Source organism: Pseudomonas sp. SJZ080, assembly GCF_007828295.1.
Classification (GTDB): Bacteria; Pseudomonadota; Gammaproteobacteria; order Pseudomonadales; family Pseudomonadaceae; genus Aquipseudomonas; species Aquipseudomonas migulae_A.
Map to the genome: position 1 here is coordinate 71,369 of NZ_VIUK01000025.1, position 20,772 is coordinate 92,140.

At 58.6% G+C, this 20,772-nt stretch carries 22 protein-coding genes; 13 read left to right on the top strand and 9 right to left on the bottom strand.

All coding sequences use genetic code 11. The features are described 5' to 3' along the window. The first annotated feature begins 176 nt into the window (after nucleotides 1–176). From FBY04_RS26165 to FBY04_RS26200, 8 genes are all read left to right on the top strand, one after another. On the top strand, nucleotides 177–1,325 hold the full coding sequence (locus FBY04_RS26165) for an iron-containing alcohol dehydrogenase (RefSeq protein WP_145317995.1): 1,149 nt from the start codon (nucleotides 177–179) through the stop codon (nucleotides 1,323–1,325). 80 nt (nucleotides 1,326–1,405) lie between these two features. Next, nucleotides 1,406–2,080, top strand: coding sequence for a ribulose-phosphate 3-epimerase (gene rpe / locus FBY04_RS26170; protein WP_008035979.1), 675 nt, complete (start codon nucleotides 1,406–1,408; stop codon nucleotides 2,078–2,080). Continuing rightward, nucleotides 2,077–2,895 (top strand): phosphoglycolate phosphatase, encoded by an 819-nt coding sequence (locus FBY04_RS26175; protein WP_084318377.1) that lies wholly within the window; start codon nucleotides 2,077–2,079, stop codon nucleotides 2,893–2,895. The genes rpe and FBY04_RS26175 overlap by 4 nt, the downstream gene beginning before the upstream one ends. Nucleotides 2,896–2,966: 71 nt before the next feature. After that, nucleotides 2,967–4,448, top strand: coding sequence for an anthranilate synthase component I (gene trpE, locus FBY04_RS26180; protein WP_084318376.1), 1,482 nt, complete (start codon nucleotides 2,967–2,969; stop codon nucleotides 4,446–4,448). A gap of 108 nt (nucleotides 4,449–4,556) precedes the next feature. Continuing rightward, nucleotides 4,557–5,150, top strand: a complete 594-nt coding sequence (locus FBY04_RS26185; protein WP_008027095.1) for an aminodeoxychorismate/anthranilate synthase component II — start codon at nucleotides 4,557–4,559, stop codon at nucleotides 5,148–5,150. A 9-nt stretch (nucleotides 5,151–5,159) separates the two neighbouring features. Continuing rightward, a complete protein-coding gene (gene trpD / locus FBY04_RS26190) occupies nucleotides 5,160–6,209 on the top strand; it encodes an anthranilate phosphoribosyltransferase (RefSeq protein ID WP_084318375.1) in 1,050 nt (349 codons plus the stop codon). Continuing rightward, entirely contained in the window at nucleotides 6,206–7,042 is an 837-nt protein-coding gene (gene trpC / locus FBY04_RS26195) for an indole-3-glycerol phosphate synthase TrpC (RefSeq protein ID WP_145317998.1), read from the top strand. Before trpD ends, trpC begins: the two co-directional genes overlap by 4 nt. 155 nt (nucleotides 7,043–7,197) lie before the next feature. Continuing rightward, nucleotides 7,198–7,899: a lipoate--protein ligase family protein gene (locus FBY04_RS26200; protein ID WP_145318001.1), complete on the top strand. Its 702-nt coding sequence runs from the start codon at nucleotides 7,198–7,200 to the stop codon at nucleotides 7,897–7,899. On the opposite strand, the gene crp is transcribed toward FBY04_RS26200, so the two are convergent. After that, complete coding sequence (crp, locus tag FBY04_RS26205) at nucleotides 7,896–8,540, bottom strand: cAMP-activated global transcriptional regulator CRP (protein ID WP_084318372.1); 645 nt, start codon at nucleotides 8,538–8,540, stop codon at nucleotides 7,896–7,898. The two genes, FBY04_RS26200 and crp, sit on opposite strands and share 4 nt — an antisense overlap. A 231-nt stretch (nucleotides 8,541–8,771) precedes the next feature. Here crp and FBY04_RS26210 point away from each other — a divergent pair, with 231 nt between their 5' ends. Both FBY04_RS26210 and speD read left to right on the top strand, forming a co-directional pair. Continuing rightward, nucleotides 8,772–9,194 carry an OsmC family protein gene (locus tag FBY04_RS26210; RefSeq protein WP_007941657.1) on the top strand — a complete coding sequence of 141 codons (423 nt, stop codon included), beginning with the start codon at nucleotides 8,772–8,774 and terminating at the stop codon, nucleotides 9,192–9,194. A gap of 239 nt (nucleotides 9,195–9,433) precedes the next feature. Further along, the gene (gene speD, locus FBY04_RS26215; protein WP_084318371.1) at nucleotides 9,434–10,228 is read left to right on the top strand and encodes an adenosylmethionine decarboxylase; all 795 of its coding nucleotides are present in this window, start codon (nucleotides 9,434–9,436) and stop codon (nucleotides 10,226–10,228) included. A gap of 166 nt (nucleotides 10,229–10,394) precedes the next feature. Here the strand turns inward: speD and coq7 are convergent, their stop codons facing one another. The 6 genes from coq7 to hemJ all read right to left on the bottom strand — a co-directional run bounded on the left by coq7 (nucleotide 10,395) and on the right by hemJ (nucleotide 14,984). Further along, complete coding sequence (gene coq7, locus FBY04_RS26220; RefSeq protein WP_084318370.1) at nucleotides 10,395–11,042, bottom strand: 2-polyprenyl-3-methyl-6-methoxy-1,4-benzoquinone monooxygenase; 648 nt, start codon at nucleotides 11,040–11,042, stop codon at nucleotides 10,395–10,397. 171 nt (nucleotides 11,043–11,213) lie between these two features. After that, nucleotides 11,214–11,552 carry a histidine triad nucleotide-binding protein gene (locus FBY04_RS26225; protein WP_008027110.1) on the bottom strand — a complete coding sequence of 113 codons (339 nt, stop codon included), beginning with the start codon at nucleotides 11,550–11,552 and terminating at the stop codon, nucleotides 11,214–11,216. Between the two features lie 79 nt (nucleotides 11,553–11,631). Continuing rightward, nucleotides 11,632–12,420, bottom strand: coding sequence for an SDR family oxidoreductase (locus tag FBY04_RS26230; RefSeq protein WP_084318369.1), 789 nt, complete (start codon nucleotides 12,418–12,420; stop codon nucleotides 11,632–11,634). A gap of 62 nt (nucleotides 12,421–12,482) precedes the next feature. Beyond that, nucleotides 12,483–13,460, bottom strand: a complete 978-nt coding sequence (locus FBY04_RS26235; RefSeq protein ID WP_145318004.1) for a DUF805 domain-containing protein — start codon at nucleotides 13,458–13,460, stop codon at nucleotides 12,483–12,485. A gap of 93 nt (nucleotides 13,461–13,553) precedes the next feature. Continuing rightward, nucleotides 13,554–14,522, bottom strand: a complete 969-nt coding sequence (locus FBY04_RS26240) for a nitronate monooxygenase family protein (RefSeq protein ID WP_145318007.1) — start codon at nucleotides 14,520–14,522, stop codon at nucleotides 13,554–13,556. 33 nt (nucleotides 14,523–14,555) lie between these two features. Further along, nucleotides 14,556–14,984, bottom strand: coding sequence for a protoporphyrinogen oxidase HemJ (gene hemJ, locus FBY04_RS26245; protein WP_017341087.1), 429 nt, complete (start codon nucleotides 14,982–14,984; stop codon nucleotides 14,556–14,558). Nucleotides 14,985–15,119: 135 nt separating this feature from the next. Here hemJ and argC point away from each other — a divergent pair, with 135 nt between their 5' ends. Together argC and erpA are read left to right on the top strand one after the other, a co-directional pair. Beyond that, nucleotides 15,120–16,154, top strand: a complete 1,035-nt coding sequence (gene argC / locus FBY04_RS26250; RefSeq protein ID WP_084323888.1) for an N-acetyl-gamma-glutamyl-phosphate reductase — start codon at nucleotides 15,120–15,122, stop codon at nucleotides 16,152–16,154. Nucleotides 16,155–16,322: 168 nt separating this feature from the next. Further along, nucleotides 16,323–16,673, top strand: coding sequence for an iron-sulfur cluster insertion protein ErpA (gene erpA, locus FBY04_RS26255; RefSeq protein ID WP_007906865.1), 351 nt, complete (start codon nucleotides 16,323–16,325; stop codon nucleotides 16,671–16,673). A gap of 73 nt (nucleotides 16,674–16,746) precedes the next feature. Here the strand turns inward: erpA and FBY04_RS26260 are convergent, their stop codons facing one another. Continuing rightward, complete coding sequence (locus tag FBY04_RS26260; RefSeq protein WP_145318010.1) at nucleotides 16,747–17,838, bottom strand: anhydro-N-acetylmuramic acid kinase; 1,092 nt, start codon at nucleotides 17,836–17,838, stop codon at nucleotides 16,747–16,749. 3 nt (nucleotides 17,839–17,841) lie between these two features. Then, complete coding sequence (locus FBY04_RS26265; protein WP_145318013.1) at nucleotides 17,842–19,260, bottom strand: peptidoglycan DD-metalloendopeptidase family protein; 1,419 nt, start codon at nucleotides 19,258–19,260, stop codon at nucleotides 17,842–17,844. A 212-nt stretch (nucleotides 19,261–19,472) separates the two neighbouring features. On the opposite strand from FBY04_RS26265, the gene tyrS reads away from it, so the two are divergent. Then, nucleotides 19,473–20,672, top strand: coding sequence for a tyrosine--tRNA ligase (gene tyrS / locus FBY04_RS26275; RefSeq protein ID WP_084323885.1), 1,200 nt, complete (start codon nucleotides 19,473–19,475; stop codon nucleotides 20,670–20,672). The last annotated feature ends 100 nt before the right edge of the window (nucleotides 20,673–20,772 follow it).

Genomic DNA, 20,772 nt, shown 5'->3' on the forward strand with positions numbered 1-20,772 from the left:
AACTGTCAGCTGATGTATCAGTTAAATGACATACCGCATTCGCCAGCAAGCCGGCTCCTACAGTTGTTTTGTGTGTTTTTCGGGATTGAGGGTCATTCACACCCTGAATAGCAGACAAACCCCAATCCCCAGCTACTATTGTGCCCAGCTCCCCTATCTATAAGAGGCTGCGCACGATGAGTCTTTCCTCTTTCAAAATCGCTCACAAACTGATCACCGGCGCAGGGGCCATCGAGCAACTGGCCGCCGAACTCACGCGCCTGGACATCGACAACCCGCTGATCGTCACCGATGCCGCGCTGGTCAAGTCCGGCACGGTCGAGCTGGCACTCGCGCAGTTGGGGGGCCGTAGCTACGAGATTTTTGACCGTGTACTGCCAGACCCGGAAATCGCCATCGTCGAAGACTGCATGCGCGTTTACCGCGAAGGCGGGCATGACGGGCTGATCGGCCTGGGCGGCGGCAGCGCGATCGACATCGCCAAAAGTGTTGCCGCCTATGCCGGTTATCACGGCGCGCTGGAGGATCTGTTCGGTATCGACCAAGTGCCGCGCAAGGGCCCGCCGCTGATCGCCATCCCGACCACCGCCGGCACCGGCTCGGAAGTGACCAACGTCGCGATCCTCTCCGACAAGGTCGCGCAACTGAAAAAGGGCATCGTCAGCGATTATCTGTTGCCGGACGTGGCGCTGATCAGCCCGCAAATGACCCTGACGTGCCCGCGCAGTGTCACTGCCGCCAGTGGCGTTGATGCACTGGTGCACGCTATCGAGTCTTATTTGTCCCTCAATGCTTCAGCGATTACCGACGCGCTGGCCATCGGCGCGATCAAGTTGATCACCAACGCGTTACCCAAGGCCTATGCCAATCCTTCCAATCTGCAGGCGCGCGAAGACATGGCCACCGCCAGCCTGATGGCGGGGATGGCATTCGGCAATGCCGGCGTCGGCGCGGTGCATGCGCTGGCGTATCCGCTGGGTGGTCGTTTCAACATCGCCCACGGCGTCAGCAACGCCTTGTTGCTGCCGTATGTCATGACATGGAACAAGATGGCCTGCGTCGAGCGCATGCAGGATATTGCCGAAGCCATGGGGGTGAAGACCGCTCATCTGAGCGCCAATGACGCCGCGGACAAAGCCGTCGAGGCGATGACCGCGTTGTGCGCCGCCGTGGAAATCCCGCCGGGCCTGCGCAGTTTCGGCGTTCCCGAGGATGCGATCCCGGCCATGGCCGTGGAAGCCGCGGGGATCGAGCGCCTGATGCGCAACAATCCGCGCAAATTGAGCGCGATTGATATCGAGAAGATCTACCGCGCGGCGTACTGATCATCGCAGTCACGGTGCGCGCGCCAAAGCATGAGGTATACAATGCGCGCCATCGTGATTCTGCTCAGAAAAGGTGCGTCATGCAGCCCTTCGTAATTGCTCCGTCGATTCTCTCCGCCGACTTTGCCCGCCTGGGTGAGGAAGTGGACAACGTTCTGGCCGCTGGCGCCGACTTCGTGCACTTCGATGTCATGGACAACCACTACGTGCCGAACCTGACTATCGGCCCGATGGTCTGCGCCGCGCTGCGCAAGTACGGCGTGACCGCGCCGATCGATGCGCACCTGATGGTCAGCCCGGTGGACCGCATCGTTGGCGACTTCATCGAGGCCGGTGCGACTTACATCACTTTCCACCCGGAAGCCACGCAGCACGTCGACCGTTCCCTGCAACTGATCCGCGAGGGCGGCTGCAAGTCGGGCCTGGTGTTCAACCCCGCGACCCCGCTGGACGTGCTCAAGTACGTGATGGACAAGGTCGACATGATCCTGCTGATGAGCGTCAACCCGGGCTTCGGCGGGCAAAAGTTCATCCCTGGCACCCTCGACAAACTGCGTGAAGCTCGCGCATTGATCGATGCCTCGGGTCGTGACATTCGCCTGGAAATCGACGGTGGCGTCAACGTGAACAACATTCGTGAAATCGCGGCGGCTGGCGCTGACACCTTCGTGGCCGGCTCGGCGATCTTCAATGCGCCGAACTACCAGGAAGTCATCGAGAAGATGCGTTCCGAACTGGCGCTGGCCCGCCCATGAGCGGCTTTGAGCAGCTGTTCCCGGGACGTCTGCCACGGCTGGTGATGTTCGATCTGGACGGCACGCTGGTCGATTCGGTCCCTGATCTCGCCGCGGCGGTGGATAACATGCTGCTCAAACTCGGGCGCCAGCCTGTCGGCATCGAATCGGTGCGTGACTGGGTCGGTAACGGCGTGCACATGCTGGTGCGCCGGGCCCTGGCCAATCACATCGACGCCGAAGGTGTCGATGATGTCGAGGCTGAACATGCCCTGGAATTGTTTAACGGTTTTTACGAGGACGGTCACGACCTGACGGTGGTTTACCCCGGCGTGCGTGACACCCTCAAGTGGCTGAACAAGCAAGGCGTCGAAATGGCGCTGATCACCAACAAGCCGGAGCGCTTCGTCGCGCCGTTGCTGGATCAGATGAAGATCGGCCGCTATTTCAAATGGATCATCGGCGGCGACACCCTGCCGCAGAAGAAACCCGACCCGGCCGCGCTGTTTTTCGTGATGAAAATGGCCAACATCCCGGCGTCCCAGTCGTTGTTCGTCGGTGACTCGCGCAGCGATGTACTGGCGGCAAAAGCGGCGGGGGTCAAATGTGTGGCGCTCAGTTACGGCTATAACCATGGCCGGCCGATTGCCGAAGAGTCGCCGGCGCTGGTGATCGACGACCTGCGCAAGCTAATTCCCGGTTGCCTGGATCCGGCCGCTGAGATAACGTTGGCCGACGCTGTTCAACCCCCTTCTGGAAACGCCATCGTGGTGGTCACTCGCAAACTCTGGATGAAAGTCATCAAGGCCCTGGCCCGCTGGCGTTGGCGCGCCTGACTTGTTCCTGGCCGGTCTACCGGCGCGTTTGCATACCTGACTGTTAGCACCTCAAGCCACGAGGCTACTCCATGATCCGCGAAGAATTCCTGCGTTTGGCCGCTGCCGGCTATAACCGTATCCCGCTTGCCTGCGAAACCCTGGCCGACTTCGACACGCCGTTGTCGATCTACCTGAAACTGGCTGACGAACCCAATTCCTACCTGCTCGAATCCGTGCAGGGCGGGGAGAAGTGGGGCCGTTACTCGATCATCGGCCTGCCGTGCCGCACCGTGCTGCGGGTTCATGACCATCACGTCAGCGTGACCCATGACGGCGTAGAGATCGAAAGTCATGAAGCGGAAGACCCGCTGGCGTTCGTCGAAGCCTTCAAAGCCCGCTACAACGTACCGACCATCCCCGGCCTGCCGCGTTTCAACGGTGGCCTGGTGGGCTATTTCGGTTACGACTGCGTGCGCTATGTGGAAAAGCGTCTGGGCAAGTGCCCGAACCCGGATCCACTGGGCGTGCCTGATATTCTGCTGATGGTGTCCGATGCGGTGGTGGTGTTCGACAACCTCGCCGGCAAAATGCACGCGATTGTCCTGGCCGACCCTTCGCAGGAAGCTGCCTTCGAACAAGGTCAGGCGCGCCTGCAAGAGCTGCTGGAAAAACTCCGTCAGCCAATCACCCCGCGCCGGGGCCTGGATTTCAGCAAGCAACAATCGGTTGACCCGGTGTTCCGCTCCAGTTTCACCCAGGACGATTACGAAAAAGCCGTCGACACCATCAAGGAATACATCCTGGCCGGTGACTGCATGCAGGTCGTGCCGTCCCAGCGCATGTCGATCGACTTCAAGGCGGCGCCCATTGATCTGTACCGGGCGTTGCGTTGTTTCAACCCAACGCCTTATATGTACTTCTTCAACTTCGGCGACTTCCACGTCGTCGGCAGTTCACCGGAAGTGCTGGTGCGGGTCGAAGACAATCTGATCACCGTCCGCCCGATTGCCGGCACCCGTCCGCGTGGGGCCAACGAAGAGGCGGACCTGGCGCTGGAGAAAGACCTGCTGTCCGACGACAAGGAAATCGCCGAACACCTGATGCTGATCGATCTGGGTCGTAACGACACCGGTCGCGTATCGGAAATCGGTTCGGTGAAACTCACAGAGAAGATGGTCATCGAGCGTTATTCCAACGTGATGCACATTGTTTCCAACGTCACCGGGCAACTGAAAGCCGGGCTGACGGCAATGGACGCATTGCGGGCGATCCTGCCGGCGGGCACCTTGTCCGGCGCACCGAAGATTCGCGCGATGGAAATCATCGACGAACTGGAGCCGGTCAAACGTGGCGTCTATGGCGGCGCGGTCGGTTACTTCGCCTGGAATGGCAACATGGACACTGCGATTGCGATCCGCACCGCCGTGATCAAGAACGGCGAACTGCACGTGCAGGCCGGTGGCGGCATCGTTGCCGACTCGGTGCCGGCGTTGGAATGGGAAGAAACCCTGAACAAGCGTCGTGCCATGTTCCGCGCAGTCGCCCTGGCTGAACAAACCCCGGAAAGCTGATCGATGAACGTGATCCGTATGCCATGTCAGCTTTGGCTGACAAAGCGCTGCGGGTCGCTCATTCGAAGGCAGCCTTTATAGTCCGTGAATTCAAGAGGTTCTCAAGCCATGTTGCTGATGATCGATAACTACGACTCTTTTACTTACAACGTTGTGCAATACCTCGGTGAGCTCGGCTCCCAGGTCAAAGTTGTGCGCAACGATGAACTGACCGTTGCCGAAATCGAAGCCCTCAACCCTGAGCGTATCGTTGTGTCGCCCGGTCCTTGCACGCCGACCGAGGCGGGCGTCTCGATTGACGTCATCAAGCATTTCGCCGGCAAACTGCCGATTCTCGGCGTGTGCCTGGGCCATCAATCCATCGGCCAGGCCTTCGGCGGCGATGTGGTTCGTGCTCGCCAGGTGATGCACGGCAAGACCAGCCCGGTGTTCCACGAAGACAAAGGTGTCTTCGAAGGCCTGAACCATCCGCTGACCGTCACGCGTTATCACTCGTTGATCGTCAAGCGCGAAACCTTGCCAGACTGCCTGGAGCTGACCGCCTGGACTCAGCTTGAAGACGGTTCGGTCGACGAGATCATGGGCCTGCGCCACAAGACGTTGAACATCGAAGGTGTGCAATTTCACCCTGAGTCTATCCTGACCGAACAGGGGCACGAGCTGTTCGCCAACTTCCTCAAACAAACCGGCGGCACGCGCTAAGGACTTCCCATGAATATCAAGACAGCCCTGAGCCGTATCGTCGACCACCTCGACCTCAGCACCGATGAAATGCGCGATGTAATGCGCGAAATCATGACCGGTCAATGCACGGATGCGCAGATCGGCGCGTTCATGATGGCCATGCGCATGAAGAGCGAAAGCATCGACGAGATCGTCGGCGCCGTGTCGGTCATGCGCGAGCTGGCGGACAAGGTCGAATTGAAGACCCTCGACGGCGTGGTCGATGTGGTCGGAACCGGCGGCGATGGCGCGAACATTTTCAACGTCTCGACGGCTTCTTCCTTTGTTGTGGCAGCGGCCGGTTGCACCGTGGCCAAACACGGTAACCGTGCGGTCTCGGGTAAAAGCGGCAGCGCCGATCTGCTGGAGGCGGCGGGCATCTACCTGAACCTGACTGCGGTTCAGGTGGCGCGTTGCATCGACAACGTCGGCATCGGTTTCATGTTTGCCCAGACTCATCACAGAGCCATGAAATACGCCGCGGGCCCGCGCAAGGATCTTGGTCTGCGTACCCTGTTCAATATGCTCGGCCCGCTTACGAATCCGGCCGGCGTGAAACATCAGGTGGTGGGCGTTTTCAGCCAGGCGCTCTGCCGGCCGTTGGCCGAAGTCTTGCAGCGTTTGGGCAGCAAGCACGTGCTGGTGGTGCACTCGAAGGACGGTCTGGACGAGTTCAGTCTGGCCGCGCCGACTTACGTGGCGGAACTGAAAAATGACCAGATCACCGAGTATTGGGTCGAACCGGAGGATTTGGGCATGAAGAGCCAGAGCCTGCACGGCCTGGCGGTGGAAAGCCCGGCCGCTTCGCTCGAGCTGATTCGCGATGCCCTGGGCAAGCGCAAAACCGAGAGCGGTCAGAAAGCCGCAGAGATGATCGTGCTCAATGCCGGTGCTGCGCTTTACGCCGCCGACCTGGCGACCAGTTTGAAAGAAGGCGTTGCCCTGGCGCACGATGCGCTGCACACAGGCCTTGCCCGGGAAAAACTTGAGGAGTTGGGTGCATTTACCGCGGTATTCAAAGTGGAGAATGAGGGATGAGTGTACCGACGGTTCTGGAAAATATTCTGGCGCGCAAAGTCCAGGAAGTCGCCGAGCGTAGCGCTCGTGTGAGCCTGGCGGAGCTGGAAAGTCTGGCCAAGGCGGCCGATGCACCCCGTGGTTTTGCCAAGGCATTGATCGCACAGGCCAAGCTGAAACACCCGGCGGTCATTGCGGAAATCAAGAAAGCTTCACCCAGCAAAGGCGTGATTCGCGAGAACTTCGTTCCGGCGGACATTGCCAGGAGTTACGAGAAGGGCGGCGCGACCTGCCTCTCGGTGCTCACCGATATCGATTACTTCCAGGGCGCCGATGCGTATCTGCAACAGGCCCGGGCGGCGTGCAAACTGCCGGTGATCCGCAAGGATTTCATGATCGACCCGTACCAGATCGTCGAAGCCCGTGCATTGGGCGCTGACTGCGTGCTGTTGATCGTCTCCGCATTGGATGACGTGAAAATGGCCGAGCTGGCGGCAGTGGCCAAAGGCGTCGGCCTCGATGTGCTGGTGGAAGTCCATGATGGCGACGAGTTGGAGCGCGCCTTGAAAACCCTCGATACTCCCCTGGTCGGCGTTAACAATCGCAACCTGCACACGTTCGAAGTCAGTCTGGAGACTACCCTCGATCTGTTGCCGCGTATTCCGCGTGATCGTCTAGTCATCACTGAAAGCGGCATTCTCAATCGGGCCGATGTCGAGCTGATGGAAATCAGCGACGTGTATGCGTTCCTGGTTGGTGAAGCGTTCATGCGCGCCGAAAGCCCGGGCACCGAGCTGCAGCGTCTGTTCTTCCCGGAGCGTGGTACGGCGGTGAGTGGTTCTACACTCGACTGACGACATGCCGGAACCCGTGGTGCTGCCTTCGCGAGCAAGCCCGCTCCCACATTGGATCGCCGTTGTCTGGACGGATGCGAACCAATGTGGGAGCGGGCTTGCTCGCGAAGAGGCCCTACAATTCCCCAAAAAACTCATGCTTTGTGGAGCAGTCCATGACCCAGTCGACACATCTAACCGTTGAAGCGGGCCTGCAAGCCGAACAGGATTTGCTGGCCTCAGTCTGCACCGGCGACTCGGAATTCGGTCTGCTGTTCTGGCAGCCAAGTGACAAAGCATTGGTCATGCCACGCCGCTTGAATCGCCTGCCTGGCTTCGAAGCCGCCTGCGAAGTATTGGCCGCCGCCGGCTGGCCGGTACTGTTGCGTGAAACCGGCGGCGAACCCGTGCCGCAATCAGCATCAACCATCAACATCGCACTGGTCTACGCGCCGCCCCGCAGCGAGGGCGACCAGAATCGCATCGAAACCGCCTATCGCAGGCTCTGTGACCCGATCTGTCAGTTGCTGGATGAATTGGGTGGCGTTTCGTCCTTGGGCGAAGTCGATGGCGCCTTCTGCGACGGCCGTTTCAACGTCAATCTGGATGGACGCAAGATGGTCGGCACCGCTCAGCGCTGGCGCCAGAGCAAGGGCGGTTCGCGTCCGGTCGGCTTGGTGCACGGCGCTTTGTTGCTGGATGACGAGCGCGAATCGATGGTCGCCGCAGTCAATCGCTTCAACAAGGCGTGCGGTCTGGAACAGCGGGTTCGCGCCGAGAGCCACATCGCCTTGCATGAAAAGTTTGCGGCGCCCGATGCACTGGAGCGGCTCGACGCGCTCTATCGCCAGTTGCTGGCAGACATGTTCAAGGTTTAGCGCGTACCGAAGACCACCATGGTCTTGCCTTTGACGTCGACCAGGTTGCGTTCCTCCAGATCCTTGAGCACGCGACCGACCATCTCCCGGGAACACCCTACAATCCGCCCGATTTCCTGACGGGTCACCTTGATCTGCATGCCATCGGGGTGGGTCATGGCGTCTGGCTGTTTGCACAGTTCCAGCAAGCAACGAGCGACTCGGCCGGTGACGTCGAAGAACGCCAGGTCACCGACCTTGCGGGTGGTGTTGCGCAGGCGCTGTGCGATTTGTCCGCTGAGTACGTAAAGAATGTCTGGATCCTGCTGGGATAACTCGCGGAATTTGGCGTAGCTGATTTCCGCGACTTCGCACTCGATCTTGGCGCGCACCCAGGCGCTGCGTTCCTGTTCCAGGCCGGCCTGTTCAAACAGACCCAGCTCACCGAAAAAGTCTCCGGAGTTCAGGTAGGCAATGATCATTTCCCGACCGTCGTCATCCTCGATCAGGATGGTGACCGAGCCTTTGATGATGAAAAACAACGTCTCCGAGCGGTCGCCGGCGCAGATGATGTTGCTCTTGGCCGCATAACGACGGCGCTGGCAATGCATCAACAGCTTGTCGAGGTTTTTGACTTTGGGTGTAGGGGCAATAGCAACCATGGTTGTATCCCGAAAAAGACTGCACGGTATGTTTGGTTTTTTTATGAGGCGCTGAGGTTGCTTCAAAGATGGCTATGCGCCAGCGAATTGGCGCCAGCTTAACAGGCACTTCCCGCAATATTCGAGATTTTACCTACAAGCCGGAACGTTATGTCCTAGGACGGCGAACGCTATCAATCCAGGGCCCTGTGCTAAGCTGGCGACCCTTTTTTATACAGTGGAGTCTTGGCGATGAAGGCACGCATCCAATGGGCTGGCGAAGCCATGTTCCTCGGTGAATCCGGCAGCGGTCATGTCGTGGTCATGGACGGTCCGCCCGATGCCGGTGGTCGTAACCTGGGTGTCCGGCCGATGGAAATGCTTCTGCTGGGTGTCGGCGGTTGCAGCAATTTCGATGTGGTCAGCATCCTCAAGAAATCCCGTCAGGCCGTCGAGAGCTGCGAAGCCTTCCTCGAGGCTGAGCGCGCGACCGAGGACCCGAAGGTTTTCACCAAGATCCACATGCACTTCGTGGTCAAGGGGCGCGGGCTGAAAGAAGCCCAGGTCAAGCGCGCCATCGAGTTGTCTGCCGAGAAGTATTGCTCGGCCTCGATCATGCTCGGCGCGGCGGGCGTCGCGATTACCCACGACTACGAAATCATCGAACTCGGTTGAATCGACATTCAACTATCATAAAAGCAGTGCAGACTCTGGCGATCCCAAGCTGACGTCTGCATAATGCGCCACTTTTTTCAGGGTAGTGGTCCGTCAACCAACCGGCCGCTCGCCCGAACAGACAACCAAAATCGCCATCGCGAAGAGGTGTTAACCGTCCTACGCAGGTGCGTCGTTCGCATCTGACGGGCATGCTTGATCACGCGGCCCGGGCCGCAATACATAGAGAGTTTTTAACGGTGAAAAGCAAACTCAAGCTCCACGGGTTCAATAACCTGACAAAGACCTTGAGCTTCAACATCTATGACATCTGCTACGCGGAGACCCCGCAAGACCAGCAGGCTTACGTCGAGTACATCAATGAAGAGTACAACGCGAAACGCCTGACGCAGATCCTCACAGAAGTTGTCGATATCATTGGTGCCAACATCCTGAACATCGCCAGTCAGGACTACGACCCACAGGGCGCCAGCGTCACGATTCTGATCTCTGAAGAGCCGGTAACGCCGACCGACAGCCAGATCGAAGAATCCCCGGGCCCGTTGCCCGAGATTATCCTGGCCCACCTCGACAAGAGCCACATCACGGTGCACACCTACCCGGAAATCCATCCGGACGACGGCATTGCGACCTTCCGTGTGGACATTGACGTGTCGACCTGTGGCGTCATTTCACCGCTGAAAGCGCTCAACTTCCTGATCCACCAGTTCGATTCGGACATCGTGACCGTGGATTATCGTGTGCGCGGTTTCACCCGTGACGTCGAAGGCAACAAGCACTTCATCGATCACGAGATCAACTCGATTCAGAACTATCTCTCCGACGACACCCGCGACGCGTACCAGATGACCGACGTGAACGTGTACCAGGAAAACCTGTTCCACACCAAAATGCTGTTGAAGAACTTCGAACTGGATAACTACCTGTTCGGCGATGCGACCAACAACTTGTCCTCTGAGCAGCGCGCTCAAGTGACCGACCGTGTGAAACACGAAATGCTCGAAATCTTCTACGCGCGCAACATGCCGACCTAAGATTTCGATCACAAAAAAGGCGACTACCTCACGGCAGTCGCCTTTTTTATGTCTTGCCCTCGTAGGAGCAAGCTTGCTCGCGATGGACGTTAACGATAACGCGTGTTTTCTGGATAAACGCGTTGCCCTCAGGTTTATCGTGAGCAAGCTTGCTCATACAAGAAAATCAGATCCGGTACGTACTCTTGGTCATCACCTTGGCCATCAAGCTCATCCCGAATTTCACCGGCGCCGGAAACCGAAAGCCCCCTGCCTCCAGCGCACTTTCGGCATGGTGCTCTTCATCTATCCGCATCTGCTCAAGAATCGCCCGGGACTTTTCGTCCTCGGTCGGCAACTGCTCAAGGTGTTCGTTCAGGTGTTTGCACACTTGATGCTCGGTTGCAGCCACGAACCCCAGGCTGACTTTATCGCTGATCAGCCCGGCCACTGCGCCAATCCCGAACGACATGCCGTAGAACAGTGGATTGAGAATGCTGGTGTGACTGCCCAGTTGCTTGATGCGTTGCTCGCACCAGACCAGGTGGTCGATTTCTTCTTCGGCAGCATGTTCCATGGCCGCGCGGACCTGCGGCAGCTTGGCGGTCAGGGCCTGGCCCTGATACAGCGCCTGGGCGCAGACTTCGCCGGTGTGGTTGATGCGCATCAAACCGGCAACGTGCCGGGTGTCTTCGTCGCTCATTTGCGTTTCCGGCTGCAAGATCGCGGGGGACGGGCGGTACGGCTGGCCACTGAAGGGCAGCAGGGTACGCATCGCGGCATCGGCTTGCAGCAGAAGACGGTCAATTGGCGAGTAGTGACGTTGGGTAGTCATGCTGACCTCCGGGAAGAATCTCGGCGGCCAGTTTAACCCAATCGGCCGGGGAAGGTTTGCGCTGGGTCATTGCGACGCAGGCTGCAACTGTAGGAGCCCGGCTTGCCGGCGATGGCGGTCTCGATGACGCCATCGCCGGCAAGCCGGGCTCCTACAAGGGCGGGGTATGAATCAACCCGGCGGCCAGTGCATCTGACGCTGACCCAGCACATGCATATGAATGTGGTAGACAGTCTGCCCACCTTCCTCATTGCAGTTCATGACAACGCGAAAACCTTTTTCGCAACCCAGTTCCAGTGCCAGGCGCTGGGCAGTGAACAGAATATGCCCGGCCAATGCCTTATCGTCCTCGGTGAGGTCGTTCAAGGTGCGCACCGGCTTCTTCGGGATCACCAGAAAATGCACCGGTGCCTGTGGGGCGATGTCGTGGAAGGCCAGTACCTGGTCATCCTCGTAAATGATCTTCGCCGGGATTTCCCGGTTGATGATTTTGGTGAACAGAGTATCCACAGCTGTTTCTCCGTTATTTGGCTGGCCTGAGTGTACTCATCGGATATCGCCGAGCCCAGCCTTTTGCCTTGAAGGTTGATCAGCGCGGACAGTAGGCCTTGTTGACCATGCCCACGATTGTCCGGGTCAGCCAGCGCGAGCCAAGCCGTGGCAGGAAAGCGAACCAGCGGTTCAGACGACCCGGAATGATAATGGCGCGATTTTTATCCAGCGCCCGCACGGTATAGAGCGCGACTTCCTCGGGACTCATCAGCAGTTTGCTGTCGACCAGTTTGTCGGTGTCCAGTTGTGCGGTTCGGAAAAACGCCGTGCGGGTCGGACCGGGGCACAGCACCGAGACCTTGACCGCGCATTTCTTCAATTCAACGCGCAACCCTTCGGAAAAGTGCAGCACATAGGCTTTGCTGGCGTAGTAAGTGCTCATCCACGGGCCGGGATGGAACGCTGCAACCGAGGCGACATTCAAGATCTGCCCGCCCCCCTGCAAGGCCATGCTGTTGCCGATGGCATGGCACAGGCGAGTGAGGGCCAGAATGTTCACTTCGATCAGGTCTTGTTCGGTCATCCAGTCCTGCGCCAGAAACGGGCCGCAGGTGCCGATGCCGGCGCAGTTCACCAGCAGGTCGATCTGCCGGTCGCCTTCTTCCAGCTCCAGCAGAAACCCGGACAAGCGCAGTGGCTCGCCGAGGTCGCAGGCGCGAAACAATACTTCCACGCCAAAGCGTTGGGTCAGTTCTATCGCAATACTTTCCAGCTGATCACGCTGTCGGGCCACCAGAATCAGGCTACGGCCACGGCGAGCCAGCGCTTCGGCCATCGCCAGGCCGATGCCACTGGAAGCGCCAGTGATCAGAGCGTAACGGGTCATGCAGTTCTCCATCGCAACAGCTCCGCGCCGGCGACGCAGGTGTCACGGGCGGGGAGCGCTGTTCATTCTTTCGCAGAGTCTACAGGGGCCGAGGCTTCTTCGGCTTCCTCGTCTGCGGAATCGGGTGCTGCTTCTGCCTCTGCAGCAGGCTCGACTTCCACTTCCTCCGTGATTACCGCACCGCTGTCATAGCTGGTTTCGGCCGCGCTTTCGTACTCTTGCTGGATCGCACTGAAGCCACCCGCCAGCAGACCAACGAAACCGAGGGCTATCACCACGACCCACAGCGAAGACAGCACTTTGACCGCCGTAGTGTTCGGCGGTGGTGGAGGGCCATAGCGATTGGCGATGTTGGTGCCCGGCACGCACATGATCACGAACGGAAAGAAACTGCCCACGAACGGCACGAGATTCAGTAACCAGAGCCAGCCGGACCAGCCAATGTCGTGCAGGCGCTGAACGCTGATCTGAATGCTGACGACCGCGATGGCAATGCACAGGAAAAATACCAACAGCCCTCCGACAATCAGGCCAGCGGTCGAATCGCTGCTGATCAGGGCGATGGCGAAAATTGCCACTACCGACCCGATGCCGAGCATGACCAGCGTCAGGACCATGGTCCAGGCCAGGTAACGCAAACGGCCGATGCGACCTTCAACGCCAAAAGGCTTGAGCGTGCCAAACTGTGGCAGGTTTTCGCCAACAGTAGCCCGTGGCGGTGCATAAGGAGATTCGGGATCTGCGAATACCGATTGGCTCGAGGCAGGGGCGTGGTGTTGAACATCGTCCAGGCTCAGTTCAATCGAGGGTTCTGCCTCGATCCGGGCATCGATGCCGGTTTTCGTCAGTGCCTGAAGGTAGGTGTGCGCCTCAGTCTGCGACAGGCCTAGCTTGAGCGCAACCGTCTTCCCGGTGAACAGCCGTTCGATGGCTGCCACTTCGCTTTTGTACAACGCCGCCAGATTGAGTTTGGCAGTGGTGATATCGACCCCCGGCAGCAGAGCGCCGTCGAATACGATCTTGAAACGGTTGTCGCTCATTGCGAGGCATCCTTGTCGCGAGTGTTTGAGTATTTAGAGTGTTGCGAGCACGGAGTGTAAGGCCAGCCGAGGATGGCTGGCCAAATTTTCCTGTCAGCGCGGCCAGCGTTTCGGTAGCTGTGCTGCCAGTTCCAGCGCCTTGCGGTATTCAGCGTCCAGCCGGGCAACCAATTGATCCACGCTCGGCAAATCATCGATCTCCCCAACGCCTTGGCCGGCGGACCACACGGTTTTCCAGGCCTTGGCTTCATCGCTCAATGGCTTGAGCTTGGAGCCGAAATTGACCTCGCCCTTGTTTTGCAACGCCGCCATGTCGAAACCGGCAGCTTCCAGGCTCTGACGCATAAAGCTCGCCGGTACGCCCGAGACCGCCGGCGTATGGATGATGTCTGCCGCTCTTGCGCTCAGCAGCATCTCTTTGTAGGCGTCAGGCGCATGACTTTCAGCGGTGCCGATAAATCGCGTACCGAAGTAGGCCAGATCCGCACCGAGCAATTGCGCAGCCAGAATCTCGTGGCCATGGTTGAGGCACCCCGCCAGCAGCAGCGTCTTGTCGAAGAACTGGCGGATTTCGGCAATCAGTGAAAACGGGCTCCAGGTGCCCGCATGTCCACCGGCACCCGCGGCCACGGCAATCAAGCCATCAACGCCCGCTTCGGCGGCTTTTTCTGCATGGCGACGGGTCGTCACGTCATGGAAGACCAGGCCTCCATAGCTGTGAACGGCGTCGACCAGTTCCTTCACTGCGCCGAGACTGGTGATCACGATCGGCACTTTGTGCTCGACGCAGATGTCCAGGTCCGCCTGCAGACGCGGGTTGCTGTTGTGGACGATCAGGTTCACGGCATAAGGCGCGGGGTTATCCAGTGTCGCCAGGCCCGCCTCGATTTCTTCCAGCCAGGCCTTGAAGCCGCTGCTTTCACGCTGGTTCAGCGCGGGAAAGCTGCCCACCACGCCATTACGGCAGCAGGCGAGAACCAGTTGCGGGTTGGAAATCAGGAACATCGGCGCCGCCACGACGGGCAGACGCAGACGTTGTTCGAGCAAAGCGGGCAGCGACATTGGAAGTACCCCGGTGAGTGGTGCCGATTGAAGTTAGAACGGCCGAACGACGACCAGAATTACAATAGCCAGCAATATCAGAACCGGCACTTCATTGAACCAGCGATAAAAGACATGGCTGCGGGTGTTCTCGCCACGGGCAAATCGTTTTACCTGCGCACCGCACATGTGGTGGTAGCCGATCAGGATGACCACCAGCGTCAATTTCGCGTGAATCCAGGCACCTTGGCTGAATATGCTTGGGTTCAGCGCAATCAGCGCAATACCGAAAATCAGCGTGGCGATCATCGCGGGCCCCATGATGCCGCGATAGAGCTTGCGCTCCATCAGGCTGAAGCGTTCTTTGCTGACAGCGTCTTCGCTTTGGGCGTGATAGACGAACAGGCGCGGCAAGTAAAACAGGCCGGCAAACCAGCAGACCATGCTGATGATGTGAAGCGCTTTGAGCCACAGATAAAGCATTTTTAGTTATTCCCAGGTTCACGGTAGCGAAGATAGTAGAGGGTAGAGCGTCCGCACGTCACCTTGACGGTTGTCGCAGGCGCGCGCGGCCCCTATTATCGACGGCTTTCCAGTGGGTTCGTTGAGGGCAGGTTTATGGTCAAGGTCGGTATCGTCGGCGGCACGGGTTACACCGGTGTCGAACTGCTGCGTCTGTTGGCACAGCATCCGCAGGCAGAAGTGGTGGTGATCACTTCCCGATCCGAGGCCGGTCTGGCCGTGGCTGATATGTACCCGAACCTGCGCGGTCATTACGATGGTCTGGCGTTCAGCGTTCCGGACATCAAGACCCTGGGTGCCTGTGACGTGGTGTTCTTCGCCACGCCTCACGGCGTCGCCCACGCGCTGGCCGGTGAACTGCTGGCGGCCGGGACCAAGGTCATCGACCTGTCGGCGGACTTCCGTCTGCAAGATGCTGACGAATGGGCCAAGTGGTACGGCCAGCCTCACGGCGCGCCGGAGCTGCTGGATGAAGCGGTCTACGGCTTGCCGGAAGTCAATCGCGAGCAAATCAAAAAGGCTCGCCTGATCGCCGTACCAGGTTGCTACCCGACCGCTACGCAACTGGGTTTCCTGCCATTGCTCGAAGCCGGTCTGGCCGATACCACTCGCTTGATCGCTGACTGCAAATCCGGCGTCAGCGGTGCCGGTCGTGGCGCTTCCGTAGGTTCGCTGTACTCCGAGACGTCGGAAAGCATGAAGGCCTACGCCGTCAAAGGTCACCGTCACTTGCCGGAAATTCGCCAGGGGCTGCGTCGTGCTGCAGGCAAGGACGTCGGGCTGACCTTCGTTCCGCACCTGACCCCGATGATTCGCGGCATTCACTCGACGCTCTACGCGACGGTCGTGGATCGTTCGGTGGATCTGCAGGCGCTGTTTGAAAAGCGTTATGCCAACGAACCGTTCGTTGATGTAATGCCCGCGGGCAGCCATCCGGAAACCCGCAGCGTGCGCGGCGCCAACGTCTGCCGTATCGCCGTGCATCGCCCGCAGGACGGTGATCTGGTGGTGGTGTTGTCGGTGATCGATAACCTGGTCAAAGGCGCGTCGGGTCAGGCAGTGCAGAACCTGAACATCCTGTTCGGGCTGGATGAACGTCTGGGCCTGTCCCATGCCGGCATGCTGCCGTAAGGTTTTATCCCGCTCAGCAAAAAGGCCCGCCAAACGGGCCTTTTTGCATTTCCCGCCGGCAATCGGGTTTATTGATATACCGTAACAATAGTTGACCGATTTTCTAGGAGAAGCGGATAATGCGCGTCATCACGCATTATGGCGGCGTAACGCCGGGAGATAGTCAGCATGAGCGTCGAATCCTTCACCCCCACGGCTTTGCAATTCACTCACGGTGCCGCGCACAAGGTGAAGAGTCTGGTCGATGAAGAGGGGAATGATCGCTTGAAGCTGCGCGTATTCGTTACGGGCGGCGGTTGTTCAGGTTTTCAGTACGGTTTTACCTTCGATGAAGAAGTGGCCGATGACGACACCATTGTCGAGCGCGAAGGTGTGAGTCTGGTTGTCGATCCAATGAGCTTCCAGTACCTGGCAGGCGCCGAGGTGGATTACCAGGAAGGTCTGGAAGGTTCGCGTTTCGTTATCAAGAACCCGAACGCCACCACCACGTGTGGCTGCGGCTCTTCGTTCTCGATCTGATCGCGCTTCACCGCATGAACAAACGCCGCATGACCTCAGGGTCATGCGGCGTTTTGCTGTCCGGGGTTATGCTTCAGGCGGGGTAGATGGCGCCGAGTATGCGCAGGCCGCGGGCGCCGGTGACGCTTGGGCGGTTGGCGGCGATGCCTTCGAGGCAGCAGTGGGCCAGCCAGGCAAAGGCCATGGCTTCGACCCAGTCCGGGTCAACGCCATGAGTGGCGGTGCTGCTCACTTTTGCGTTCGGCAATAGCCTGGCCAGGCGGTTCATCAGTGTGGCGTTGTGCGCCCCCCCGCCGCAGACCAGCAACTCCCGGGTATCCGCTTGAGCGTTTTGCAGTGATTCGGTGATGGTCAGTGCGGTCAGCTCCAGCAGCGTTGCTTGCACGTCTTCGGCGGCGAAGGTCGGCAATTGCGAAAGATGCTGTGTCAGCCATGGCAAGTTGAACACTTCACGACCAGTGCTTTTCGGGCCTTTGGTCACGAAGAATGGATCGCCGAGCAGCGCTTTCAGCAGAGCAGGTTCTACCTTGCCGCTGGCGGCCCATTGGCCGTCGCGATCAAAGTTCTCGCCGCGTTGCTGATGAATCCAGGCGTCCAGCAACACATTCCCCGGGCCGCAGTCGAAACCCGCCACCGGTTTGCCGGGCTCGATCAGGCTGAGGTTGCTGAAACCGCCAACATTCAGTACCGCGCGGTTACCGGCCTGTTCTTCAAACAAGGCTTCGTGGAAGGCCGGAACCAGCGGGGCGCCTTGACCACCGGCCGCCACATCGCGACTGCGAAAGTCACTGACCACGGTGATACCGGTCAGTTCGGTCAGCAGGGCGGGGTTGCCGATTTGCACCGTGAAGCCGCGCGCCGGTTCGTGGCGAATGGTCTGGCCGTGGCTGCCAATCGCGCGAATGTCTTCGGGTTTCAGATTTTGTTGTTCAAGCAGGGTGTGAATGCCCTGCGCCGCCAGCTTTACCCAATTCTGCTGGGCAATGGCTGAGCGGGCGATTTCGTCCGGACCACTGGCGCACAAGCCAAGCAGCTCGGTGCGCAGGGAGTCAGGCATGGGAATGTAGTGCGTGGCGATCAGCCTGATCGTCGGCGCCACCTCGACCAGCGCGATGTCCAGGCCATCAAGGCTGGTACCGGACATCACACCAATATAGAGCGTCATGGCTTAGCGCTTGCTCGAAGCCAGTTGGGTGGACTTCTCTTGGTCCATGCGCGCCATCAGCGGCTGACTCTGCGCGAGGAAGCGAGCGCGTTCTGCTTTGGAAATCGGATCGGCCATCGCCACCTTTTGACCCAGCGGATCGACGTGCACACCATTGACCTGGAACTCGTAGTGCAAGTGTGGTCCGGTGGACAGGCCGGTGGTGCCGATGTAACCAATGACTTGACCCTGCTTTACAGAGCTGCCGGTCTGGACGCCTTTGGCAAATCCCTGCATGTGGCCATAGAGCGTGCGATAAGTGTTGCCGTGTTGAATGATCACGGTATTGCCGTAGCCGCCACGGCGACCGGCCAACAACACCTTGCCGTCGCCGGCAGCCTTGATTGGCGTGCCGCGCGGAGCTGCGTAGTCGACACCTTTGTGGGCGCGGATCTTGTTCAGGATCGGGTGCTTGCGACCCATGGAAAACTTGGAGCTGATGCGGGCGAAGTCGACAGGCGTACGAATAAACGCCTTGCGCATGCTGTTGCCATCAGCGGTGTAGTAGCTGCTGTTGCCCTGTTTGTTGGTGTAGCGCACGGCGGTGTAGGTCTTGCCGCGGTTGGTAAAGCGCGCCGAGAGGATCGGCCCGTTGCCGACGGCCTTGCCGTTGACGACTTTCTGTTCGTAGATCACGTCGAATTCGTCACCCTGGCGAATATCCTGGGCAAAGTCGACGTCATAGCCAAACACGCTGGCCATGTCCATGGTCAGGCTGTGGGACAGGCCGGCGCGCGCGGCCGATTGCGACAGCGAGCTGTTGATCACACCATGAACGTAGGCAGAGCGCACAGTAGGCTTGGCGGTAATTCTGTTGAATGCATAACCCTTGTCATTCTTGGTCAGCGTGATGCTTTCGAGATCGCTGACCTTGCTATGCAGGTTAATTAGCTGACCTTCAGGGTTCAGTTCAAACTCGAGTTTCTGGCCATGTTTGAGCTGGCTGAACTGCTTGGCCTGCTTGTCGCTGGCCAGTACTTCATGGACCGATGTGGCTGGAAGACCGACTTTCTCGAACAGGGTGGAGAGCGTGTCGCCTTTAGCGACGATCACTTCCCTGTGGTTGGGTGCCTTCTTTTCTTCGACAACCGGAGCGGGTTTGGTCTGGGCAGTTTCCTGGGCTTCTTCGGCGCTATCTTCGATCTGCGCAAAAGGGGAAGTTACCGGCTCATTTGTGGCTTGGGCGACGTCGGCAGCGTCTTGATCTTGTGTCAGTTGTTCAGCAGGGCTTTCCAGTTCAAGACTCAGGGTCGTCTTTTTGGCTTCTACATCACTGGAAGGAAATACCAGAAGCGCCAGGCTCAGAAGGGCGGCGATGCCACTTGCTGCGAGCAGGTGGGTCTTCGGGTAAAGCGGTGGCGCTTTAGACGATTCTTTGGTCATAGGTAATTTTGACTTTGAAAAAAGATGAATTGGAAAAGATGAATGACATGATGAAGATGAAATAACTGTATAAAATATAACCAAATCATCTCTGAAGCAAGTCCGTGGTCACTCTGCCAGCGGATTGGCGTCATTGCGCCGGCCAAACTTTGTATTTGACGCGCGATCTTGTATGGTTGGTCCCCTTTGAATTCGAGCCTTGCGGGTCTGTTATGAAGTCGGTTGAAGAGCAGCTAGCGCTGATCAAACGTGGTGCGGAAGAACTGTTGGTCGAGTCCGAGCTGATCGAAAAGCTCAAGCGTGGCCAGCCGCTGCGTATTAAGGCAGGCTTCGATCCGACCGCGCCGGATTTGCACCTGGGTCACACCGTGCTTATTAATAAGCTGCGTCAGTTCCAGGAGCTGGGGCATCAGGTGATCTTCCTTATAGGTGACTTCACCGGGATGATCGGCGATCCGAGCGGCAAGAGCGCAACGCGTCCACCGCTGACCCGTGAGCAGGTTCTCGAGAATGCCGAGACCTACAAGACTCAAGTCTTCAAGATTCTTGATCCGGCGAAAACCGAAGTGGCGTTCAACTCCACCTGGATGGATCAGATGGGGCCGGCTGACTTCATTCGTCTGACATCGCAGTACACCGTTGCGCGCATGCTCGAGCGTGATGACTTCGACAAGCGTTACACGACTAATCAGCCAATCGCCATTCACGAGTTCCTCTACCCGCTGGTTCAGGGTTACGACTCGGTCGCCTTGCGTGCGGATGTCGAGCTGGGTGGCACCGATCAGAAGTTCAACCTGCTGATGGGGCGCGAGCTGCAACGTGGTTACGGGCAGGAGGCTCAGTGCATTCTGACCATGCCTTTGCTCGAAGGCTTGGACGGCGTGAAGAAGATGTCCAAATCGTTGGGCAACTATGTCGGTATTCAGGAAGCGCCAGGTGTGATGTACGGCAAGCTGGTTTCCATCCCTGATGCGCTGATGTGGCGTTACTTCGAATTGCTCAGCTTCCGCTCCATGGATGAGATCAATGCATTCCGCGCTGATGTTGAGGCGGGTGCCAACCCGCGTGACATCAAGATCAAGCTGGCCGAAGAGATCGTTGCACGCTTCCATGGTGAGGAGGCTGCAGCCAGTGCTCACCGTGCAGCGGGTAATCGCATGAAGGATGGCGAGCTGCCGGACGACCTGCCGGAAATCGAATTGACCGCTACCGAGGATATGCCGATCGCTGCCGTCCTTAATAAGGCCGGTCTCGTGAAGAATTCGGCGGTGGCGCGTGATCTCCTGAACTCTGGCGGTGTTCGTATAGATGGCGAGGTTGTCGATCGCACCTTTATATACGTACTGGGTGCAACCCATGTTTGTCAGGCTGGAAAGAAGGCATTTGCGCGTATTTCGCTTAAATCCGAATAAAGCTGAAATCAGGGGTTGACGGCAGATTCTGGAAGTCTATAATTCGCCCCACTTCCGGCGCAGTCGAAACGGAAAACTCCTTGATAAACAAAGAGTTACG